Genomic DNA, 18,272 nt, shown 5'->3' with positions numbered 1-18,272 from the left:
AGCTTCTTCATTACTGAGATAATTTCATGAAATAATTATCTAACTGATATTTCTTGCCTGCGATATTAATTGTAAGTATATATTGTGATGACCATAACAGTATTTGGGTATGGCATCTAATACTCAATGGGAAAACATATACCCGCCATCTTTCAAGTTGCCTCTTTGTTGGATTCACTCCCTTGCCGTCGCGATCCATCTTGAAATCCATAGGGTGTAGAATAATTTATCCTCTGTTCGATTAAAGGTTAGACGGTACTAACTATTAGCTGGATGGTGACATTTTGCAATAGATTAGTTGATTAAATTTATATTTTGAGCGTTTAGACTAAATATGTCTTGCGACAAAATACCCTTATTTAGAGTCCGATCACAAAATAACAAGTAAAAATATTCCTAAAGAAGAATAAAGTATTTCCTTTCCTTGATTACCACTATACCCGTCATCTTTCAAGCTGCCTCTTTGTTGGCTGCACTCGCTCACCCCGGTCACATCGTTATCTATGCTCCCGAGGATTCGCTCCCTTGCCGTCGCGATCCATCTTGAAATCCATAGGGTATATATTTTTCATTCCTCAGTTAAATTAATGGCATTTTTTTCTGCTGAGTAGTAGATGAGATCCAGCCGTTCTTTAGCGTTAAATTTCTTTATTACCGGAATAATTTCTTTGTGATAATTATCTAACAGATTCCGGCGTGTCTTTTCGTCTTTATGCAAATGAGCACAAGCTTGGCAAGGATGAACGATTTTTTCTAGATCAATGCTGCTATTCTGTGGGCGATATTTTTTTAGGATCTTGTATGGCCCCTCAGTTCTTAACCAGACTTTCATAAAGTCTTCTTCCTGACCTTTAAAAATCTGAGATACATCGCCTCCTTGCAAACGGCCAAGTTTCATTTCGGGGATATGCTCTAATGTCAGCCCACAGCAAGCGGAAATTTCACCGTGTGGTGTCAGTACAATATTTTCAAAGACTTGATCGCACCCTTTTGCCAGTTGCTGATCCCGGTTTGGAACATCTTTTCGTTCTTCGCTGGTGTCATAGAACGGCATCCAGGTATTTCGCTGTAAGTTAATTTTGTTTTTTTCTTTCAGTCGCTTAATAACAGGATTCTGGGTGATTTGCGTTGCAATGGCGGAATCAAAGGTATCCTGTTCTACTGTAATCAGTGTTGTGATATTTTGTTCGGCCAATGCTTCTGCCGCGGTCACTACGCTGTCAAGGGGAATCCATTCACTGTGATCTTTCCCTGTACTGATGTTCATCTCTGTGATGCCAGCATCTATTAAGTCTTGGGCGATTTTTTGCGCCTTTTCTCTATTTTTTCCCCAATAACCGTTAGTCACGCAACGAGTTAATAAGCCGTGATCTGAGGCAAAGCGAATGGCTTCAATCAGATCTTTACCTAGCAGGAAACACTCCCCACCACTGAAAACAACTAACTTTAGCCCTGGAAAATTAGCTTTTGAGTGTGCAATAAATTGTTTAATTTCATCCAGGCTTAAACGCGCTTTTACCGAGGGGTTACATTCAAAACAACATTCTTTGCAAGCAGCATTGCAAGTATATGTTGTGATTACGGTGGCGGTGTTCGGATATTTTTCCCAATATCCAGGAGGAAAGCATGACATAATTTACCCTTGTTGGATTAAAGGTTGTACGTTACTAACTATTAGCAATATGATTTTATTTTGCAATATATTAGGTAATTAAATTTGTATTTTGAGCGCTTGCACTAGGTATGATTTGTTACGAAATGAATTTATTTAGAAGCAGCTCACAAAATAGGGTTAGAAATATTTCTGGTTGAGGATAAAGTAAATAGGTATAAACAGTAATCGACGATTTTTCAAGGTATTGAATATTATTGTAAGGAATAAAATCATGTCTATTGAATTTACACCCTGGCCGGTTGAATTAGCAGAACATTATCGTGAAAAGGGGTATTGGCTTGGTAAACCCTTAACTGACATACTTTATAAACAATGTCAGAGACAACCTGAAGCAATAGCAATTATCTGTGGTGACCGTAAATTTAGTTATCATCAACTTGATCAACAATCATCTGCATTAGCCATAAATTTAATGTTAGCGGGAATAAAGAGAGGTGATACTGCTATCGTACAATTGCCAAATATAGCTGAATTTTATATTACATTTTTTGCGCTACTGAAAATGGGGGTAGTACCTATTAATGCATTATTTAGCCATAATAAATTAGAGTTACTTGCTTATGCGCAACAAATTGATCCAAGTCTGATTGTACTTTCGTCAGAGCATTCACTTTTACAGAATAATGATTTCCTGGAGCAATTAAAGACACATTGTCCACGGTTAAGGAATATCGTCATTGATGGTCGCAAAATACAATATACTAATGAATTATATACCAATGAATTAAAGCCGTGGTTAGAGCCAATAAATTTACCTTTGAATTTTGAGACGACACGTTCAGATGAAGTCGCTTTTTTTCAACTTTCAGGTGGGAGCACTGGGACACCTAAATTAATTCCAAGGACGCATGACGATTACTATTATAGTGTGAGACGCAGTGTTGAAATTTGTGAGTTGACACAACAGACCCGTTATCTTTGTGCTTTGCCGGCGCAACATAATTATCCATTGAGTTCTCCGGGGGCGCTTGGCGTATTTTATGCGGGTGGTTGTGTCATATTAGCAACAGATCCTGGGCCTACGACCTGCTTTCCACTCATACGTGAACATAAAGTAACAATGACCTCACTGGTGCCATCGGCTGTTGCGTTATGGATTCAGACAATGAGGAAATACGAATATTCACTAGAAAGTCTTCGGCTATTACAAGTCGGTGGAGCAAAGTTAAGTGAAAGTGTGGCGCGAGTGATACCGAAACTTTTTTCATGTAAGTTGCAACAGATCTTTGGTATGGCCGAAGGGTTGGTATGTTATACCCGGCTTAATGACGATGATGAACGTATATTTACCACTCAGGGGTGCCCAATGAGTGAAGATGATGAGATACGTATCGTTGATGATCAAGGCAATATCCAAGCGCCAGGTTCGGCGGGTATGTTAATCATTCGTGGGCCATATACATTCCGGGGATATTATAAAAGTCCAGAGCACAATGCGAAGGTGTTTGATAAAGAAGGTTTTTATTATTCCGGTGATTTAGCCTATATGACGAAAGAGGGTTATGTGTGTATTGTCGGACGTGAGAAAGATCAAATTAATCGCGGTGGTGAAAAAATTGCTTCGGAAGAAATTGAATCTTTGTTACTCAAACATGAAGGTGTTATCCATAGCGCTTTGGTTTCGATGCCTGATCCTCTGATGGGAGAAAAAAGTTGTGCTTTTATTGTGGTGGCTGATCCGAATATAAACACGTTGCAACTGAGGAAATATTTAAGGGGAATGGGGATTGCTGAATATAAATTGCCTGATCGTTTCGAGATTATTGATGTTATGCCTGTTACACCAGTCGGAAAGATTGATAAATTATTATTAAGAGAAATCATTCGAGACAAATTAGAAAGTTAATTAATGACATGAAGGTATTAAAATGACCATTCCATCATTGAAAAATTATATACTACCTCAGCCAAAAGATTTTCCAAGCAATAAAGCATCTTGGTTATTCGAACCCCATAGGGCAATTTTACTTATTCATGATATGCAGGATTATTTCTTGCAGTTTTTCGGTGATAATAGCCCTCTAATCAATAAATTAATTGAAAATATCCATTTGTTGAGAATGTTTTGTAAAGAAAAAGAGATTCCCATTATATATACAGCACAACCTAAAGTACAAAGTGATGAAGAGCGTGCATTACTTAATGATATATGGGGGGCTGGCTTGAATAGATCACCCCATTTACAGAATATTAGCCGTGCGTTGGCCCCTAATAATGATGATATTGTAATAGTTAAGTGTCGTTATAGTGCATTTCAACGCTCTTCGTTAGAAAAAAATATAAAAGACTTAGGTCGGGATCAATTAATTATTTGCGGGGTGTATGGACATATTGGTTGTATGATTACTGCGGTTGACGCATTCATGAGAGATATAAAGCCTTTTTTAGTGGGTGATGCGATAGCGGATTTTACACTTGAAGATCACCTCATGGCTTTAAAATATGTTGCTGAAAAATCAGGAATGGTTATGGGCACGAAAGAAATAATTTCATCAGTAAATTTCGATAAATCGAATTTATAAAAAATGCATAATAAATCGCCATTAAAGAACAAATAATATGAAAAATAAACAAAATTTACAAATGGATTTTAGCCATAAAACCATCTGGGTAACCGGGGCGGCACGTGGCATTGGCGAACAAATTGCCCGTGATTTTACTGCGCTTGGCGCTAACGTAATAGGTTTCGATCGCATCTTTGAGCAAGATAATTTGCCTTATCAATGTATACAACTCGATATCAGTGATCCAGAAAAGGTCGAAATGATTTGTTCCCAACAACTGTTTATCTCAGCCAAATTAGATATTCTGGTTAATGCTGCCGGTATATTGCAATTGGGAAATATTGATGAGCTAAATATTAGTGACTGGCATCGTTGTATTAATGTTAATGCTTCTGGGGCTTTTTATCTATTTCGCACAGTGATTCCCCATTTTAAACGTCAGCGCAGTGGCACTATTATCAGCGTCAGCTCTAATGCGGCACGTGTTCCACGTATGCAAATGGCGGCTTATTGTGCATCAAAATCAGCACTGACAAGTTTAACGCATTGTGTTGGGCTAGAACTCGCGCCGTTTGGTGTACGTTGTAATGTTGTATCGCCGGGTTCGACAGATACCCCTATGCAGCGTTCCATGTGGAAAACTGATGATGATGAAAAAAATATGATTAACGGGTATCCTGAGCAATATAAATTAGGTATTCCCCTCGGTAAGATTGCAAATGTTAATGAAATTTCACACACCGTACTTTTCTTGTCTTCTGATTTGGCAAGCCATATAACGCTACAGGATATTGTGGTCGATGGTGGTGCGACGTTAGCTTGTTAATTGTTTGAATTAATACGAAAATACCTGTCATTTTTGTAACATAAGGAAAAATTGCCCTAGCCTAATAGGATTAATACCCTATGGATTTCAAGATGCATCGCGGCGGCAAGGGAGTGCAGCCAACAAAGAAGCAACTTGAAAGATAACGGGTATAGGGTATTGAAATCTATGAGTCATCTCGATCCTACTTTACTGGTGCTGCTAGTGTTGGCCGCACTGGGTATCATCAGCCACAACATGACTGTCACTCTTGCAATGCTGCTCTTGCTGGTTATCCGTATAACGCCACTGAATCATTTTTTCCCGTGGGTGGAAAAATATGGGTTGACTATCGGTGTACTTATTTTGACCGTGGGAGTAATGGCTCCTATCGCCAGTGGAAAAATTACGGTACAAGCTGTCCTCAACTCGTTTATGAGTTGGAAATCGTTACTCGCGATAGTGATAGGTGTATTAGTGTCATGGTTGGGTAGCCGGGGTATTTCACTCATGTCTAATCAGCCATCGACAGTTGCGGGTTTGCTGGTGGGGACGGTATTGGGTGTTGCCCTGTTTAAAGGTGTTCCTGTGGGGCCGCTGATTGCAGCGGGGATTTTGTCATTATTGATTGGTAAATCATAGCCGTTATGTTGCCGGAACTGAGTGTGATACAGACGGAAATGCAGCAGCAAGGGTTACGTCGTTTGCTGGTGTTGAGTGGAGATGATCATTGGTGCTATTTACAGGCTAATGAATTACAGCAAAGATTTATGGGTGATTGGTTATGGATCTCTTATCGTAAACAGCACGCTGTGCTGCCAGAAAAGGCGGCCAGTTTATTAGGTCAGGAATATCTGCATGGAATATTTGACGCTACCGCAGGTTTTAATGCGGAAGCACTGGCGATATTGGCAGGCACATTGAAAGCGGGAAGTTGGTTGGTGATGATGGTTCCATCTTGGTACCAATGGCGTTATCAACCAGATAAGGATAGCGCACGTTGGAACGAACAGTTAGATGCTATTCCAACACCGCATTTTGTTCAGCATATTCAGCAGCAAATTGTTAGCGATCCCCAAGTTTTGCTATGGCGGCAACATGATCCCTTATGTATCCCTGAATTTCCACAATATAGTGCGTGGCAACTGCCTGATGGCAACCCAACAGCCAGCCAGCATGCCATTTTGACTCGACTTTTGTGGGCAAATCAGGGGGTATGGGTCATTACTGCGCCAAGAGGGCGAGGTAAATCGACACTTGCAGGTATGTTAATGCAGCAATGGCAAGGAAATTGCTGGTTAACTGCACCAGCAAAAGCGGCAACCGAAGTTATCAGATATTATGCGGGGGAAAGGGGAAAATTCTGGGCCGTAGATAATTTGCTGAAATATTGTAGACAAAATAACGTGTCAGATATTGATTGGTTGCTTATCGATGAAGCCGCTGCTATTCCAATGCCTCAATTATCTGAGTTGATCAGCTATTTTCCCCGAATATTGTTGACCACAACTGTGCAGGGATATGAAGGTACAGGACGCGGATTTTTACTTAAATTTTGTGTTGGAATCCCTGATAGTCATATTCTAAACCTGACGGCTCCTGTGCGTTGGGCGGAAAATGATCCGCTGGAAAACTGGTTGGAAAAAGCGTTACTGTTTGAGGATGCAATTCCTGTCAACAATTCTGATAAGGCTATTAGTTATCACGTTTGTCATCAGCAACAATGGATTAAACAACCTGAATTGCTGAGGCAGTTTTACGGCATATTGACCAGCGCTCACTACAAAACTTCACCTCTGGATTTACGGCGTTTACTTGATGCCAAAGGCATGCAATTTGTTGCGGCTCTTGGAAATAATGCCTTAATGGGGGCTTTGTGGATGGTTGAAGAGGGTGGATTGGCGCTTGAGTTAGCTCATGAAATATGGGCAGGCAGGCGTCGTCCAAGAGGAAATTTGGTTGCTCAATCGTTAGCTGCCCATAGCGGTTTACCACAGGCGGCGGTTTTGAAATCTCAACGGATCAGCAGGGTTGCTGTACAGGCTAATCATCGCAGGCAAGGTATTGCTCAGGGAATGATCGCGTATCAACGGGAAAGGGCAGAAAAACAGGGGGTGGATTTTATTTCTGTTAGCTTTGGTTATACCGCGGAGCTTTGGGCATTATGGCAAAAATGTGGCTTCCAATTAGTGCGAATAGGAACTCATTTAGAAGCCAGCAGCGGTTGTTATACGGCAATGGCTATTTTTCCCCTGAGTGAACAAGGGATTGTGCTGGGGATTCAAGCTCAGCAACAGCTTGCCCGTGATGCACATTGGCTGGAATCGCAGATTGGATTTAGCTTGCCTGTTGATTACCAAACTGACCATCATCTCAATCAGCATGATTGGCAGGAACTGTCAGGTTTTGCATTTGCTCACCGACCATTTTCTGCTTCATTACCGGCCTTGCAACGATTGTTGCTGAACAGTGATTTGCCGTTGATTGCGCTGAGAAATCATCTCCAGCAAGAAATGAGTGTTGAGCAATGCATCACCGTATTGAAGTTGAGTGGATATAAGGCATTAATGCGACTCTGGCGGCAAGAAACCGCACAGGCGTTGTCAAGTTTCGATAAGAAACTTGCCAAAGATTGGCAAGAGTGGACTACGGCTTTTTCTGGGGCCAATCATCTTCATCATCCCACTTGCTATTAAGATCCCGATGAGGAGGCAGTTCCGGTTTATTGTCCAGAAATTTTTTAACATCCAGTCGGCGTAACTCTTTAATTGCATTGAGAAGAACGCCAACCAATAAAACTAAAATAATCCACCAGTAATCAGCTAACCATTGCATGAGGTTGTCTCCTGCGCAACATGGAGGTAATTTTCAAATAGATAAGGTAAGTTAGTCGATAACCAGTCAATGCCGGCGATGTCATGCTGTTGCCATACATCCAGTAACATCTGCTGAGTCAGCAATTTTTCCAATTGCTTGGCTAATGGTTGGTAGCTGATATGCCACGGTTCATCAGCGACACTGCCACGGTTACCGACAAAAGGACGGTAAAAACCGAAATGAGCCATATTCTCGGTCAACCAATGAGTTAACGGTGCGAAATAACCACCATTTTCATATTCCCAAGGTTCGAGTAATAACGTCTGGTTATCCGGTAGCATCGTTGGATCATAGATATCCAAATCTGTTCCCCAATGATGACGGCTGGCACCGGGCAGGGCGGACCAACGAAGAATTGCCTTACAGCGTTCTCCTTCTGATAATTGGGTGATATCCATGGGTTGGCTGTTTTTATCCAACACAGGGCGTTCACCCCGGAATTTTCCATTCCAGATAGCTTGCTGACGTTGAAAATCACGGAACGTGCTGGCCGGTTGCAGATTCATTCCGGCCTTTTCAGCGGCTTGTTGCATGGAAAGAAAAGCATTGGCGGCTTCTGGTTGTAATCGATGATTGCCAAAGAGAGAAATCAAGTGGCCAGTAGCCAGGCCGGTTAACATATTTGCTGTGATCACTGGATTAATTGCTCCATAACACGTTGATAAATCCGGCTGAGTTGTTGCAGATCGGCGGCGCTAACGGACTCATTAACTTTATGAATTGTTGAGTTAAGTGGCCCCAGTTCGACAACTTGAGCACCCATCGGAGCAATAAATCGCCCATCGGATGTACCACCACTGGTAGATAATTCAGGTTGATAGCCGCAATATTGGTCTATTGCCTGGATGACGGCATTGACTAACTCACCTTTGGCTGTTAGGAAAGGCTGACCAGCTAGTATCCACTCAATCGTGTAATTGAGATTGTGATTTTTGAGGATAGTTTCAACCTGTTCACGGATTTGGCTGTCAGTCAGTTCTGTACTGAAACGGAAATTGAATTGAACTTGCACATTCCCAGGGATCACGTTATGACTGCCTGTTCCCGCGTGGATATTGGCAATTTGCATACTGGTCGCCGGGAAAAATTCATTCCCTTTATCCCAATGTGTATTGACCAATGTCTGTAAAGCAGGAAGGAGACGGTGGATTGGGTTATCAGCTAAATGCGGATAGGCAACGTGGCCTTGAATACCGTGAACAGTGAGATTAGCAGTAAGGGAACCTCGACGGCCGTTTTTCACCATATCGCCAAGACGATGCTGGCTAGAAGGTTCACCTATCAGGCAATAATCCAAACGTTCATTGCGGGACATCAAGGCTTCAACCACTTTAATGGTGCCGTGGGTGGCTTTCGCTTCCTCGTCTGAAGTAATAAGAAAGGCCAGACGTCCATTATGGTTGGGATAGGCGGCAACGAAACGTTCAGCCGCGACAATCATGGCAGCTAATGAGCCTTTCATATCTGCCGCACCCCGGCCATATAGCATGCCATTACGGATAGTTGGCTCAAATGGGGGATATTCCCACTGAGATTCATCGCCCGCAGGGACGACATCAGTGTGTCCGGCAAAGGCTAATGTCGGGCCTATGCCGCGATAAGCCCAAAAATTGTTTGTATCGCCAAAGGGCATCCGTTCAATGGTAAAGCCAATTGCTTGCAAATGAGCGATCATAATATTTTGGCAACCTTTATCGTCCGGGCTGATAGAGGGTTGTCTGATGAGTTGTTGTGCAAGTTCAATTACAGGGCAAGTCATTTCAGAGTGCCTCAGCAAAAAATTGCTGATATTCATCCACCTTATAACCTAATAGGCAATCACCTTTCGCAGAAATTAATAGTGGACGTTTGATAATAGCGGGTTGTTCCAACATCAACGCCTTTGCTGCGTCAGCATTATTAATTGTCGTTCGTTGTTGCTCGGTCAGTTTACGCCAGGTTGTACCACGGGTGTTAATTAATGATTCCCAACCCAGTTTGTCAATAAATGACTGCAAAAGTGTTGCGTTGAGTCCATCAACACGATAATCATGAAACAGGTAAGTAATTTCCTGTTCTTCCAGCCAACGACGGGCTTTTTTTATCGTGTCACAATTCTTGATCCCATAGAGAGTAAAAGCGGGTTGAGAAGATTTATCCAATATCATTTAACAGATCCTTAAAAAAATTTAAATACCTAAACATAATGCTGGAAAATGCCTGTTTTATCCAGATGATATCCTGATTTTTATTATCAGAGATACCAAAACAGGAGACTCAATTTTATTGGCCTGTTCTCATAGGGGGTATTTGCTACATAACATTTACTACATAACAGCGATAAGAGCCGACCCTCGGTAATAAGCTCAAGGAGCGGCTCGGAAGAAGTATTAGGCTACTCCATTTTTCCTATGTTGCAAATACATGATTGTTGCAGCCAGGCGGGAACGTACATTCAGTTTTTTTAACAAGTTTCTGATGTGTACTTTCACCGTTTCTTCAGAAATAAATAAGACATCAGCAACTTCCTTATTGGTCATGCCACTGGAAACTTCTTTTAATACATCTAACTCACGTTTAGTCAATTCAGATAAAGGATCAACATGTTTATGACGGTTAGCGAGATGTTGGTATATTTTTTCACTAAATACAGTTTGTCCACGAGCAGCATGGCGAATACTGCTTAATAACGAATCTAAGTCGCTATCTTTAAGCAAGTAGCCATTAGCTCCTGCGTCAATGGCTGCGTAAACATCATTTCGATCATCTGAAACGGATAATACCAGTACATAAGAATTGATCCCTTTTCTACGGATAGATTTAATCGTGTCCACGCCTGAAAGACCATTCATATTGAGATCTATCATAATGACATCAGGTTTCAGCTTGCATGCAATATTTATTGCTTCTTCACCATTGTCAGCTTCCGCTGTTACGGTAAGCGCCCGATCGAGCTCTACAATCTGTTTCAAGCCATGGCGAATGAGAGGGTGGTCATCAACTATCATCACTGAATGGTTATACATTTTCCTTCTCCCTTAAATAAGTAAAGCCACGAAATGCAGACTTTGAATTTGATTAAAAGGCAGTAATTAATGGGTCTGCCCTAAATTAAATTGCTATGAAAAAATTTTATCAAAACCGATTGATTTACAAAGTTGATAGCTCTGTAAGTCCAGAAAGCACATCCTGATATAAAAATATAAATAGCGCAAATTAGTTTGATAAGTAAAAAAAGAAGATGAGTAATTTTCATAAAAAATACATAACTTCACTTCTTTCAATGATGTTAAAAATCAATATGTTAAATGAGTTATTATTAGATTTGTTTTCTTTTATAAAATTTATTTTAATTGAATTTATATTGAGAGTTTTTCCATGTTATAGTTATTAAAGTTACTATAACTTTAATGATATTGTATAAATGATAATGTTTCTTTCTTTATTTTCCTTGATTAAGTCCCCATCCCAATAAGCGTAATTGTTGCAGACCGCTCTTATAAATGAATAGTGAGCACCGCCCAGGTTCGCTCTTTTCTTTATGGCAAAGAGTGGCAAAGAGTGGCAAATAAAATAGTCCTATTGGGATAGGCGGTAAGTAGTGGTATTAGTGGAGAAATTGGGTAGTGCTTTTTATGAGCAAAAAAGTGTTACTTTATTGATAAGATGCTGTCAGTGTTATGATTTGACACTCAGTACCTATTATACTGCTCCTGCTTTTACTCCAGATTGTATATAAAGGATCCGACGATGGATGAAAAATTAAAACAGAGTGCATTGGATTTTCACCAGTTTCCACAACCAGGGAAAATCACAATTACTCCTACTAAGCCTCTGATAACTCAGCGAGATTTGGCCTTAGCTTATTCACCAGGTGTTGCTGCGCCTTGCCTGGAAATTGCAGAAGATCCATTAGCGGCTTACAAATATACTGCGCGTGGCAATCTTGTGGCAGTGATATCTAATGGTAGTGCGGTCTTAGGATTGGGGAATATTGGTGCATTGGCAGGTAAGCCAGTGATGGAAGGAAAAGGTGTCCTGTTTAAAAAGTTCTCAGGTATTGATGTATTTGATATTGAAGTTGATGAGTCTGATCCTGACAAATTGATTGATATCATCGCGGCACTGGAGCCGACATTTGGGGGAATTAACCTCGAAGATATCAAAGCACCGGAATGTTTCTATATTGAGAAAAAACTTCGGGAAAAAATGAACATTCCGGTATTCCATGATGACCAGCATGGCACAGCGATAATTTGTACTGCTGCTGTTTTGAATGGCTTGCGGATTATGAAAAAAGAGATTTCAGCGGTTCGCTTAGTCGTTTCTGGTGCTGGAGCTGCCTCAATTGCCTGTATGAACTTGCTGGTTGCGCTTGGGCTGCAACGCAAGAATATTGTGGTATGTGACTCTAAAGGGGTGATTTATCGTGGTCGCGATAAAAATATGGAAGAAACTAAAGCTGCCTATGCGATTGAAGACAATGGCAGCCGCACATTAGGTGATGTTATCCCTGGTGCAGATATTTTCCTCGGATGTTCCGGCCCTGGCGTGTTGACTCAAGACATGGTGAAAACGATGGCTAAAGACCCACTCATCATGGCATTGGCAAACCCTGAACCAGAAATTTTGCCACCATTGGCAAAACAAGTTCGCCCTGATGCAATCATTTGTACTGGTCGTTCTGATTATCCGAATCAGGTTAATAATGTGCTCTGTTTCCCGTTTATTTTCCGTGGTGCGCTGGATGTTGGTGCAACAACCATTAACGAGGAGATGAAGCTCGCCTGTGTTCATGCGATTGCGGATTTAGCGCTGGCGGAACAGAGTGAAGAAGTGGCTTCCGCTTATGATGATCAGGATCTGTTTTTTGGCCCGGAGTATATTATTCCTAAACCATTTGATCCGCGCCTGATTGTGAAAATTGCCCCGGCAGTTGCCAAAGCAGCCATGGATTCCGGCGTAGCAACCCGCCCGATTAAAGATTTTGGCGCGTATATCGAGAAGCTGAATGAGTTTGTCTATAAAACAAATTTGTTTATGAAACCTATTTTTTCTCAGGCTAAGAAAGCGAAAAAGCGTATCGTTTTGGCCGAAGGGGAAGAAGTCCGTGTATTGCATGCGACTCAGGAGCTGATCTCTCTTGAGCTGGCTTACCCGATTCTAATTGGTCGCCCCAGTGTTATCGAAATGCGTATCCAGAAACTGGGATTGCATATTGAAGCGGGTAAAGATTTTGAAGTCGTCAATAATGAGAATGATCCGCGCTTCAAAAAATACTGGCAGGAATATCATCACATTATGAAACGTCGAGGTGTTTCTGCTGAACAAGCTCGTCGTGCCGTTATCGGTAATCCCACCCTGATTGGGGCGATTATGGTACTGCGTGGTGAAGCTGATGGCCTGATTTGTGGTACCGTTGGCAGTTACAGTGAACATTATGATGTCGTGAGAAATGTATTTGGTTTCCGTGATGGGGTTCATACTGCTGGTGCAATGAATGCATTGATGTTGCCAAGTGGTAATACTTTTATTGCGGATACTTATGTCAACAATGATCCAACGCCTGAACAATTGGCCGAGATTACCCTTATGGCGGCAGAGACTGTCCGCCGTTTCGGTATTGAACCCAAAGTTGCGCTGCTTTCTCATTCAAGTTTTGGTTCCACAGATTGCCTCTCAGCACAGAAGATGCGCCAGACGCTGGAATTGGTGAATAAAATGTCACCTTCGCTTGAAATTGATGGTGAAATGCATGGTGATGCCGCATTGGTTGAAAGTATTCGCCGTGACATCATGCCAGATAGCCCATTGAAAGGGGCTGCCAATCTGTTAATTATGCCGAATATGGAATCTGCCCGTATCAGTTATAACTTGCTACGTGTCACCAGTTCTGAAGGCGTTACCGTTGGCCCAGTTCTGATGGGGGTTTCCAAACCGGTACACATTCTGACACCAATTTCTTCTGTACGTCGTATCGTTAATATGGTCGCTCTGGCGGCAGTTGAAGCGCAAACTCATCCGCTGTAATACCCATCGCCCCTGTTTCCTGTAGGCAGGGGCGGTTTGTTGTAAACGATTCTTATTATCTATACCCATGGATTTCAAGATGGATCGCGACGGCAAGGGAGTGAATCCCCGGGAGCATAGGTAACGATGTGACCGGGGTGAGCGAGTGCCGCCAACAAAGAGGCAACTTGAAAGATGACGGGTATATATGATGCGCAAAACATGAATATGGATAATGGGCATAATGAAATTTCTCACGACTGTAAAATCTTTTCTGATTATCTGTGGTTTACTGATCTTACCTGGATGTGCATCTGTACAACAAAAACCAGCTCTCCAAGCGCTTTCACCGGAACTGACTCAACAAGGGGCCATTATCGATCTTAAAACAGGTCATGCCCTGACCCCTGATGAATTGATCAATCGGCTGGCATCACATCAACGGGTAGTTGTGGGTGAAAAACATGATAATCCATATCATCATCAGATAGAGCTTTGGTTGGTTCAGCAACTTCCGCTTAAAAGAGAACAGGGTTCAGTCCTGTTAGAGATGATTAATCCTGATCAGCAGCAAAAAGTGAATAAGGTTAAGAGTTGGTTGCAAACTAAGCCTATCGTACGTGAAAGTCGCATAAAAGAGCTTCTCGCATGGCAAGATGGATGGCGGTGGGAGTTGTATGGTGGATTGGTCATGGAGCTTATGTATCAGCCTTATCCGTTGCTGTCTGCAAACTTAGATCGCAGTGAAATTAAAGCGGCTTACAGTAACCCTCCGACCCTCCAGGGGAATATTTCTGTTGCTGAAAATGTTAAAGCGCAGATTAAAGCGGTGATTAAAGATGTTCACGGTGGTGAAATAACGGAACAACAGTTATCTGCCATGACAGCTATTCAGCAAATGCGGGATCGCAGAATGGCGGAGCAGTTACTTAAAGCGCCAGCTCCTGCCACACTGATTGCGGGTGGATATCATGCAACAAAAGTAATAGGTGTTCCTCTGCATGTTAAAGACTTATCGCCCCAAGAGGATCTTGTTGTGTTGATCATCACTGAAAAAAGCAATGTACTGGATAGCCAATATGCTGATTATGTCTGGTATACACCAGTAAAAAAACCGTAGATATTTTAAACAAATATACCCGTTATCTTTCAAGTTGTCTCTTTGTTGGCTGCACTCGCTCACCCCGGTCACATAGTTTGCTATGCTCCCGGGGATTCACTCCTTTGCCGTCGCGATACATCTTGAAATCCATAGGGTATAGTGGTCTTTTCCCCATATATAAGGGGCCTTGGCACAGGGATGTGCTCAAGTTAACGATACAGGGAAAAATAATTTTCATTAGCATATGAAATTAATTATCATTACTAAATGATAATTAAAATTATGCGCTATCATCCATGTTGACGCTGACACACCCGGCCTTTCAAAAGGGGCATTTTAAAAAATGGCTCGTTTCTGCTATTGCTGCTCACCTCATTTTGGTTGGTTGGATTATCTACCAGCCAGAAGAAATTGCTATTGATGAATTGATGCCACCGCCGGCGGTGATGATGGAGCTTTCATTGTTAACAGAAGCGACACATCGGGTACAAAAACAGCCTATCGGTATTGAACAGCAACTTTCTGTTGCCAGCCGGCAGCAGGAAAGCGAGATTAATGAGATTAAGACGCCTGAGCTTATTAAAGATGAACAGGCGCAGATTCTGGTGCATAAACCTAAAAAACAGAAAAAATACCATGAGGAGCTTGAAAAAACACCACCGGTGAAGCGCCAGCAGGTAGAAGAACAAGAGAGTGAAAAATCTCAAAGTAGTGCTGCTATGGTGAGCAGTACGGCTACATCTACGAATGTTACTTCGCGGGTTGCTGCTTCTTATGACAGTGATTCAAAGGCTATCGCTGATGCGGATGCACTATGGCGAGCGGAAGTTATCGGGCATTTGAACCGCTATAAACGCTATCCAGAGGATGCACAGAGAAGAAACCGCACGGGTCGGCCTACAGTCAGATTCACTATTGATAAACAGGGCTATGTTACTAACAGTGACTTAGTTCGTCGTTCAGGAACTCATTCTTTAGACAGGGAAGCGAAGCAAGTTCTGGCAAGAGCGCAACCGTTGCCAGCTCCCCCCGATACCGTTTTAAGCGGTAATGGAATTACGATAGAACTTCCGATTGATTTTAGTTTAACTAATTAATACGTTGAGCGACTTAAGGACAGCAAATATGTTAAGGCAGCAAGCGCGGTTTGCCCTGAAAACTAAAGGGCTGTTATTGATGTTTTTATTGAGCGGCTGGCTGAATCCTGCCACCGCAGAGGAAGAAATTATGCCACCAAAGGCAATGAAACAACCACACCATATAACTACCCACGGTGATACTCGTATAGATGATTATTACTGGATGCGGGATGATAATCGTAAAGATCAAAAAGTCATTGATTATCTGACAGCCGAAAATAAATATACCGAACAGATGCTAAAACCCGGTGAACAGCTACGGGATACGTTATACGAAGAAATGGTTGGCAGGATGAAGCAGGATGATCAATCGGTACCCTATACTTATAATGGGTATATTTATCGGACAACCTATGAAACGGGCAAAGATTTCCCAATTTATCAGCGTAAACCTGTTGATGGCTCATCAGATTGGCAGATACTGGTCGATGGTAATAAAAGGGCTAAAGGGCACGAATATTACCAACTGAGTAATTTTGCCATCTCTCTGGATAATAAACGTATTGCGATTGCTGAAGATACGCAGGGACGCCGTAATTATCAGATCTCTTTTAAAGATATTGCTGATAAACAGTGGAATAACGATGTAATAAAAAATACTTCTGGCAACATGGTTTGGGCTAACGACAACAATACGTTGTTTTATGTGCGCAGGCATTCACAAACGTTACTGCCATATCAGGTATTTCGTCACCAATATGGTAGCAATACCAGCGAAGATCAGAAAATATATCAGGAAGAAGATGAGCGTTTTTATTTAAGCATATCTAAGAGTACTTCCCGCGATTATATTATGTTGGCGATAACCAGTAATTCGACTTCTGAATATTTGCTGATTGATGCCAATAAACCACAAGCTGAACTTCAACTATTTTCTCCTCGTCAGGAAGGCAGAGAGTATTATATTGACCATTTCCGCGATCATTTCTACATCCGTTCAAATCATGAAAATGAAACTTATGGTCTTTATCAGACGGATGCCATCAATATACCGTGGAAAATAGTGATTGCTCCACGGCAAGATAGTGATCTTGAAGATTTCGATCTGTTTAATGACTGGTTGGTCGTACAGGAGCGAACAAAAGGATTACCGACAATTCGTCAGATTAATTGGCAGACACAGCAAGAAAAACAGATCAAGTTTGATGATCCAAGTTATATGGCATGGATTGATTACAACCCTGAACCCAATACTGATTTTGTCCGTTATGGTTATTCATCCATGACGACACCAAGCTCAACATTCCAATGGAATATGAGAACAGGTGAGCGGGAATTACTTAAGCAGCAGGAAGTAAAAGGTTTTGATAAACATCATTATGAGAGCCAGCGTATTTGGGTAAAGGCCCGTGATGGTATTGAAGTTCCGGTATCTCTGGTATATCGCAAATCACTGTTTAAAAAAGGTCATAACCCAATACTGATTTATGGATATGGGGCTTATGGTATCAGCATGGACCCTTCATTTAGTTCACCACGATTGAGTTTATTAGATCGGGGCTTTGTTTACGCCTTGGTGCATGTGCGTGGTGGCGGTGAATTGGGTAAGAAATGGTATCTACAAGGTAAAGTCGAAAATAAAATGAATAGTTTTAATGACTTTATTGATGTGACTAAGGCACTGATTGCCCAGAAATATGGTGACAGTAAACGTGTTTATGCGATGGGAGGGAGTGCGGGTGGTTTGCTGATGGGCGCTGTGATTAATCAGGCACCGGAATTATATCGCGGTGTGGTTGCTCAAGTTCCATTTGTTGATGCCGTGACAACCATGCTTGATCCTTCTATTCCGCTGACCGTAGGAGAATATGAGGAGTGGGGTAATCCTGAAAATAAAGAGGATTATTTTCGGATTAAATCATATAGTCCGTATGACAATATAAAACATCAACGTTATCCAAACTTATTGGTTACGAGTGGGTTTTATGATTCCCAAGTGCAATATTGGGAACCGACTAAATGGGTAGCAAAATTACGGGATATGAAGGAAGATAACTCTATTTTGTTATTAGAAACCAATATGAGTGCCGGGCATGGTGGTAAATCGGGCCGATTTAATCGATTAAAAGATACTGCACTGGATTACAGTTTTATTTTGATGCTGGATGATGCTAAAAAGTATTTTCCGCAATTAAAAGATAACTGAAGTAAATTATAAATAGTATACCCTATAGATTTCAAG

15 protein-coding genes and 1 pseudogene are annotated in these 18,272 nt (G+C 41.6%); 9 read left to right on the top strand and 7 right to left on the bottom strand.

The features are described from left to right. Nucleotides 1-370: 370 nt before the first annotated feature. Both LGZ98_RS13050 and LGZ98_RS13045 read right to left on the bottom strand, forming a co-directional pair. The gene (locus tag LGZ98_RS13050; protein ID WP_262405103.1) at nt 371-493 is read right to left on the bottom strand and encodes a hypothetical protein; all 123 of its coding nucleotides are present in this window, start codon (nt 491-493) and stop codon (nt 371-373) included. Between the two features lie 75 nt (nt 494-568). Beyond that, a complete protein-coding gene (locus tag LGZ98_RS13045) occupies nt 569-1,633 on the bottom strand; it encodes a radical SAM protein (RefSeq protein ID WP_113041040.1) in 1,065 nt (354 codons plus the stop codon). Between the two features lie 253 nt (nt 1,634-1,886). Between LGZ98_RS13045 and LGZ98_RS13040 the strand changes: the two genes are divergently transcribed. The 5 genes and pseudogenes from LGZ98_RS13040 (at nt 1,887) to LGZ98_RS13020 (ending at nt 7,680) form a co-directional block, all read left to right on the top strand. Then, a complete protein-coding gene (locus LGZ98_RS13040; protein WP_113041039.1) occupies nt 1,887-3,521 on the top strand; it encodes a (2,3-dihydroxybenzoyl)adenylate synthase in 1,635 nt (544 codons plus the stop codon). 22 nt (nt 3,522-3,543) lie between these two features. Then, nucleotides 3,544-4,164, top strand: a pseudogene (locus tag LGZ98_RS13035) (isochorismatase family protein); the annotation flags it as partial. Between the two features lie 70 nt (nt 4,165-4,234). Next, on the top strand, nt 4,235-5,005 hold the full coding sequence (gene dhbA, locus LGZ98_RS13030; protein ID WP_262978158.1) for a 2,3-dihydro-2,3-dihydroxybenzoate dehydrogenase: 771 nt from the start codon (nt 4,235-4,237) through the stop codon (nt 5,003-5,005). 168 nt (nt 5,006-5,173) lie between these two features. Further along, the gene (locus LGZ98_RS13025) at nt 5,174-5,626 is read left to right on the top strand and encodes a DUF441 domain-containing protein (RefSeq protein WP_113041036.1); all 453 of its coding nucleotides are present in this window, start codon (nt 5,174-5,176) and stop codon (nt 5,624-5,626) included. Nucleotides 5,627-5,631: 5 nt separating this feature from the next. Then, nucleotides 5,632-7,680 (top strand): tRNA(Met) cytidine acetyltransferase TmcA, encoded by a 2,049-nt coding sequence (locus LGZ98_RS13020; protein ID WP_113041035.1) that lies wholly within the window; start codon nt 5,632-5,634, stop codon nt 7,678-7,680. Here the strand turns inward: LGZ98_RS13020 and LGZ98_RS13015 are convergent. The 5 genes from LGZ98_RS13015 to LGZ98_RS12995 form a co-directional block, all read right to left on the bottom strand. After that, on the bottom strand, nt 7,631-7,819 hold the full coding sequence (locus LGZ98_RS13015; RefSeq protein WP_112877663.1) for a YpfN family protein: 189 nt from the start codon (nt 7,817-7,819) through the stop codon (nt 7,631-7,633). The genes LGZ98_RS13020 and LGZ98_RS13015 overlap by 50 nt on opposite strands. Beyond that, on the bottom strand, nt 7,807-8,496 hold the full coding sequence (locus tag LGZ98_RS13010; RefSeq protein WP_113041034.1) for a M15 family metallopeptidase: 690 nt from the start codon (nt 8,494-8,496) through the stop codon (nt 7,807-7,809). The genes LGZ98_RS13015 and LGZ98_RS13010 overlap by 13 nt, the downstream gene beginning before the upstream one ends. Further along, the gene (gene dapE / locus LGZ98_RS13005) at nt 8,493-9,620 is read right to left on the bottom strand and encodes a succinyl-diaminopimelate desuccinylase (RefSeq protein ID WP_113041033.1); all 1,128 of its coding nucleotides are present in this window, start codon (nt 9,618-9,620) and stop codon (nt 8,493-8,495) included. The genes LGZ98_RS13010 and dapE overlap by 4 nt, the downstream gene beginning before the upstream one ends. A 1-nt stretch (nt 9,621) precedes the next feature. Continuing rightward, entirely contained in the window at nt 9,622-10,005 is a 384-nt protein-coding gene (locus tag LGZ98_RS13000) for an ArsC family reductase (protein WP_113041122.1), read from the bottom strand. A gap of 225 nt (nt 10,006-10,230) precedes the next feature. Further along, entirely contained in the window at nt 10,231-10,866 is a 636-nt protein-coding gene (locus LGZ98_RS12995) for a response regulator (protein ID WP_011146941.1), read from the bottom strand. Between the two features lie 724 nt (nt 10,867-11,590). Between LGZ98_RS12995 and maeB the strand changes: the two genes are divergently transcribed. The 4 genes from maeB (at nt 11,591) to LGZ98_RS12975 (ending at nt 18,236) form a co-directional block, all read left to right on the top strand. Next, the gene (gene maeB, locus LGZ98_RS12990) at nt 11,591-13,870 is read left to right on the top strand and encodes an NADP-dependent oxaloacetate-decarboxylating malate dehydrogenase (RefSeq protein WP_113041032.1); all 2,280 of its coding nucleotides are present in this window, start codon (nt 11,591-11,593) and stop codon (nt 13,868-13,870) included. Nucleotides 13,871-14,093: 223 nt separating this feature from the next. Continuing rightward, nucleotides 14,094-14,969, top strand: coding sequence for a ChaN family lipoprotein (locus LGZ98_RS12985; protein ID WP_113041031.1), 876 nt, complete (start codon nt 14,094-14,096; stop codon nt 14,967-14,969). A gap of 278 nt (nt 14,970-15,247) precedes the next feature. Further along, entirely contained in the window at nt 15,248-16,048 is an 801-nt protein-coding gene (locus LGZ98_RS12980; protein WP_113041030.1) for an energy transducer TonB, read from the top strand. 130 nt (nt 16,049-16,178) lie between these two features. Continuing rightward, nucleotides 16,179-18,236, top strand: a complete 2,058-nt coding sequence (locus LGZ98_RS12975; protein ID WP_262978159.1) for a S9 family peptidase — start codon at nt 16,179-16,181, stop codon at nt 18,234-18,236. Nucleotides 18,237-18,272 lie beyond the last annotated feature (36 nt).

The sequence above is a fragment of the Photorhabdus kayaii genome, from assembly GCF_025384895.1.
Classification (GTDB): Bacteria; Pseudomonadota; Gammaproteobacteria; order Enterobacterales; family Enterobacteriaceae; genus Photorhabdus; species Photorhabdus kayaii.
This window is presented reverse-complemented; position numbering and strand designations above follow the sequence as displayed.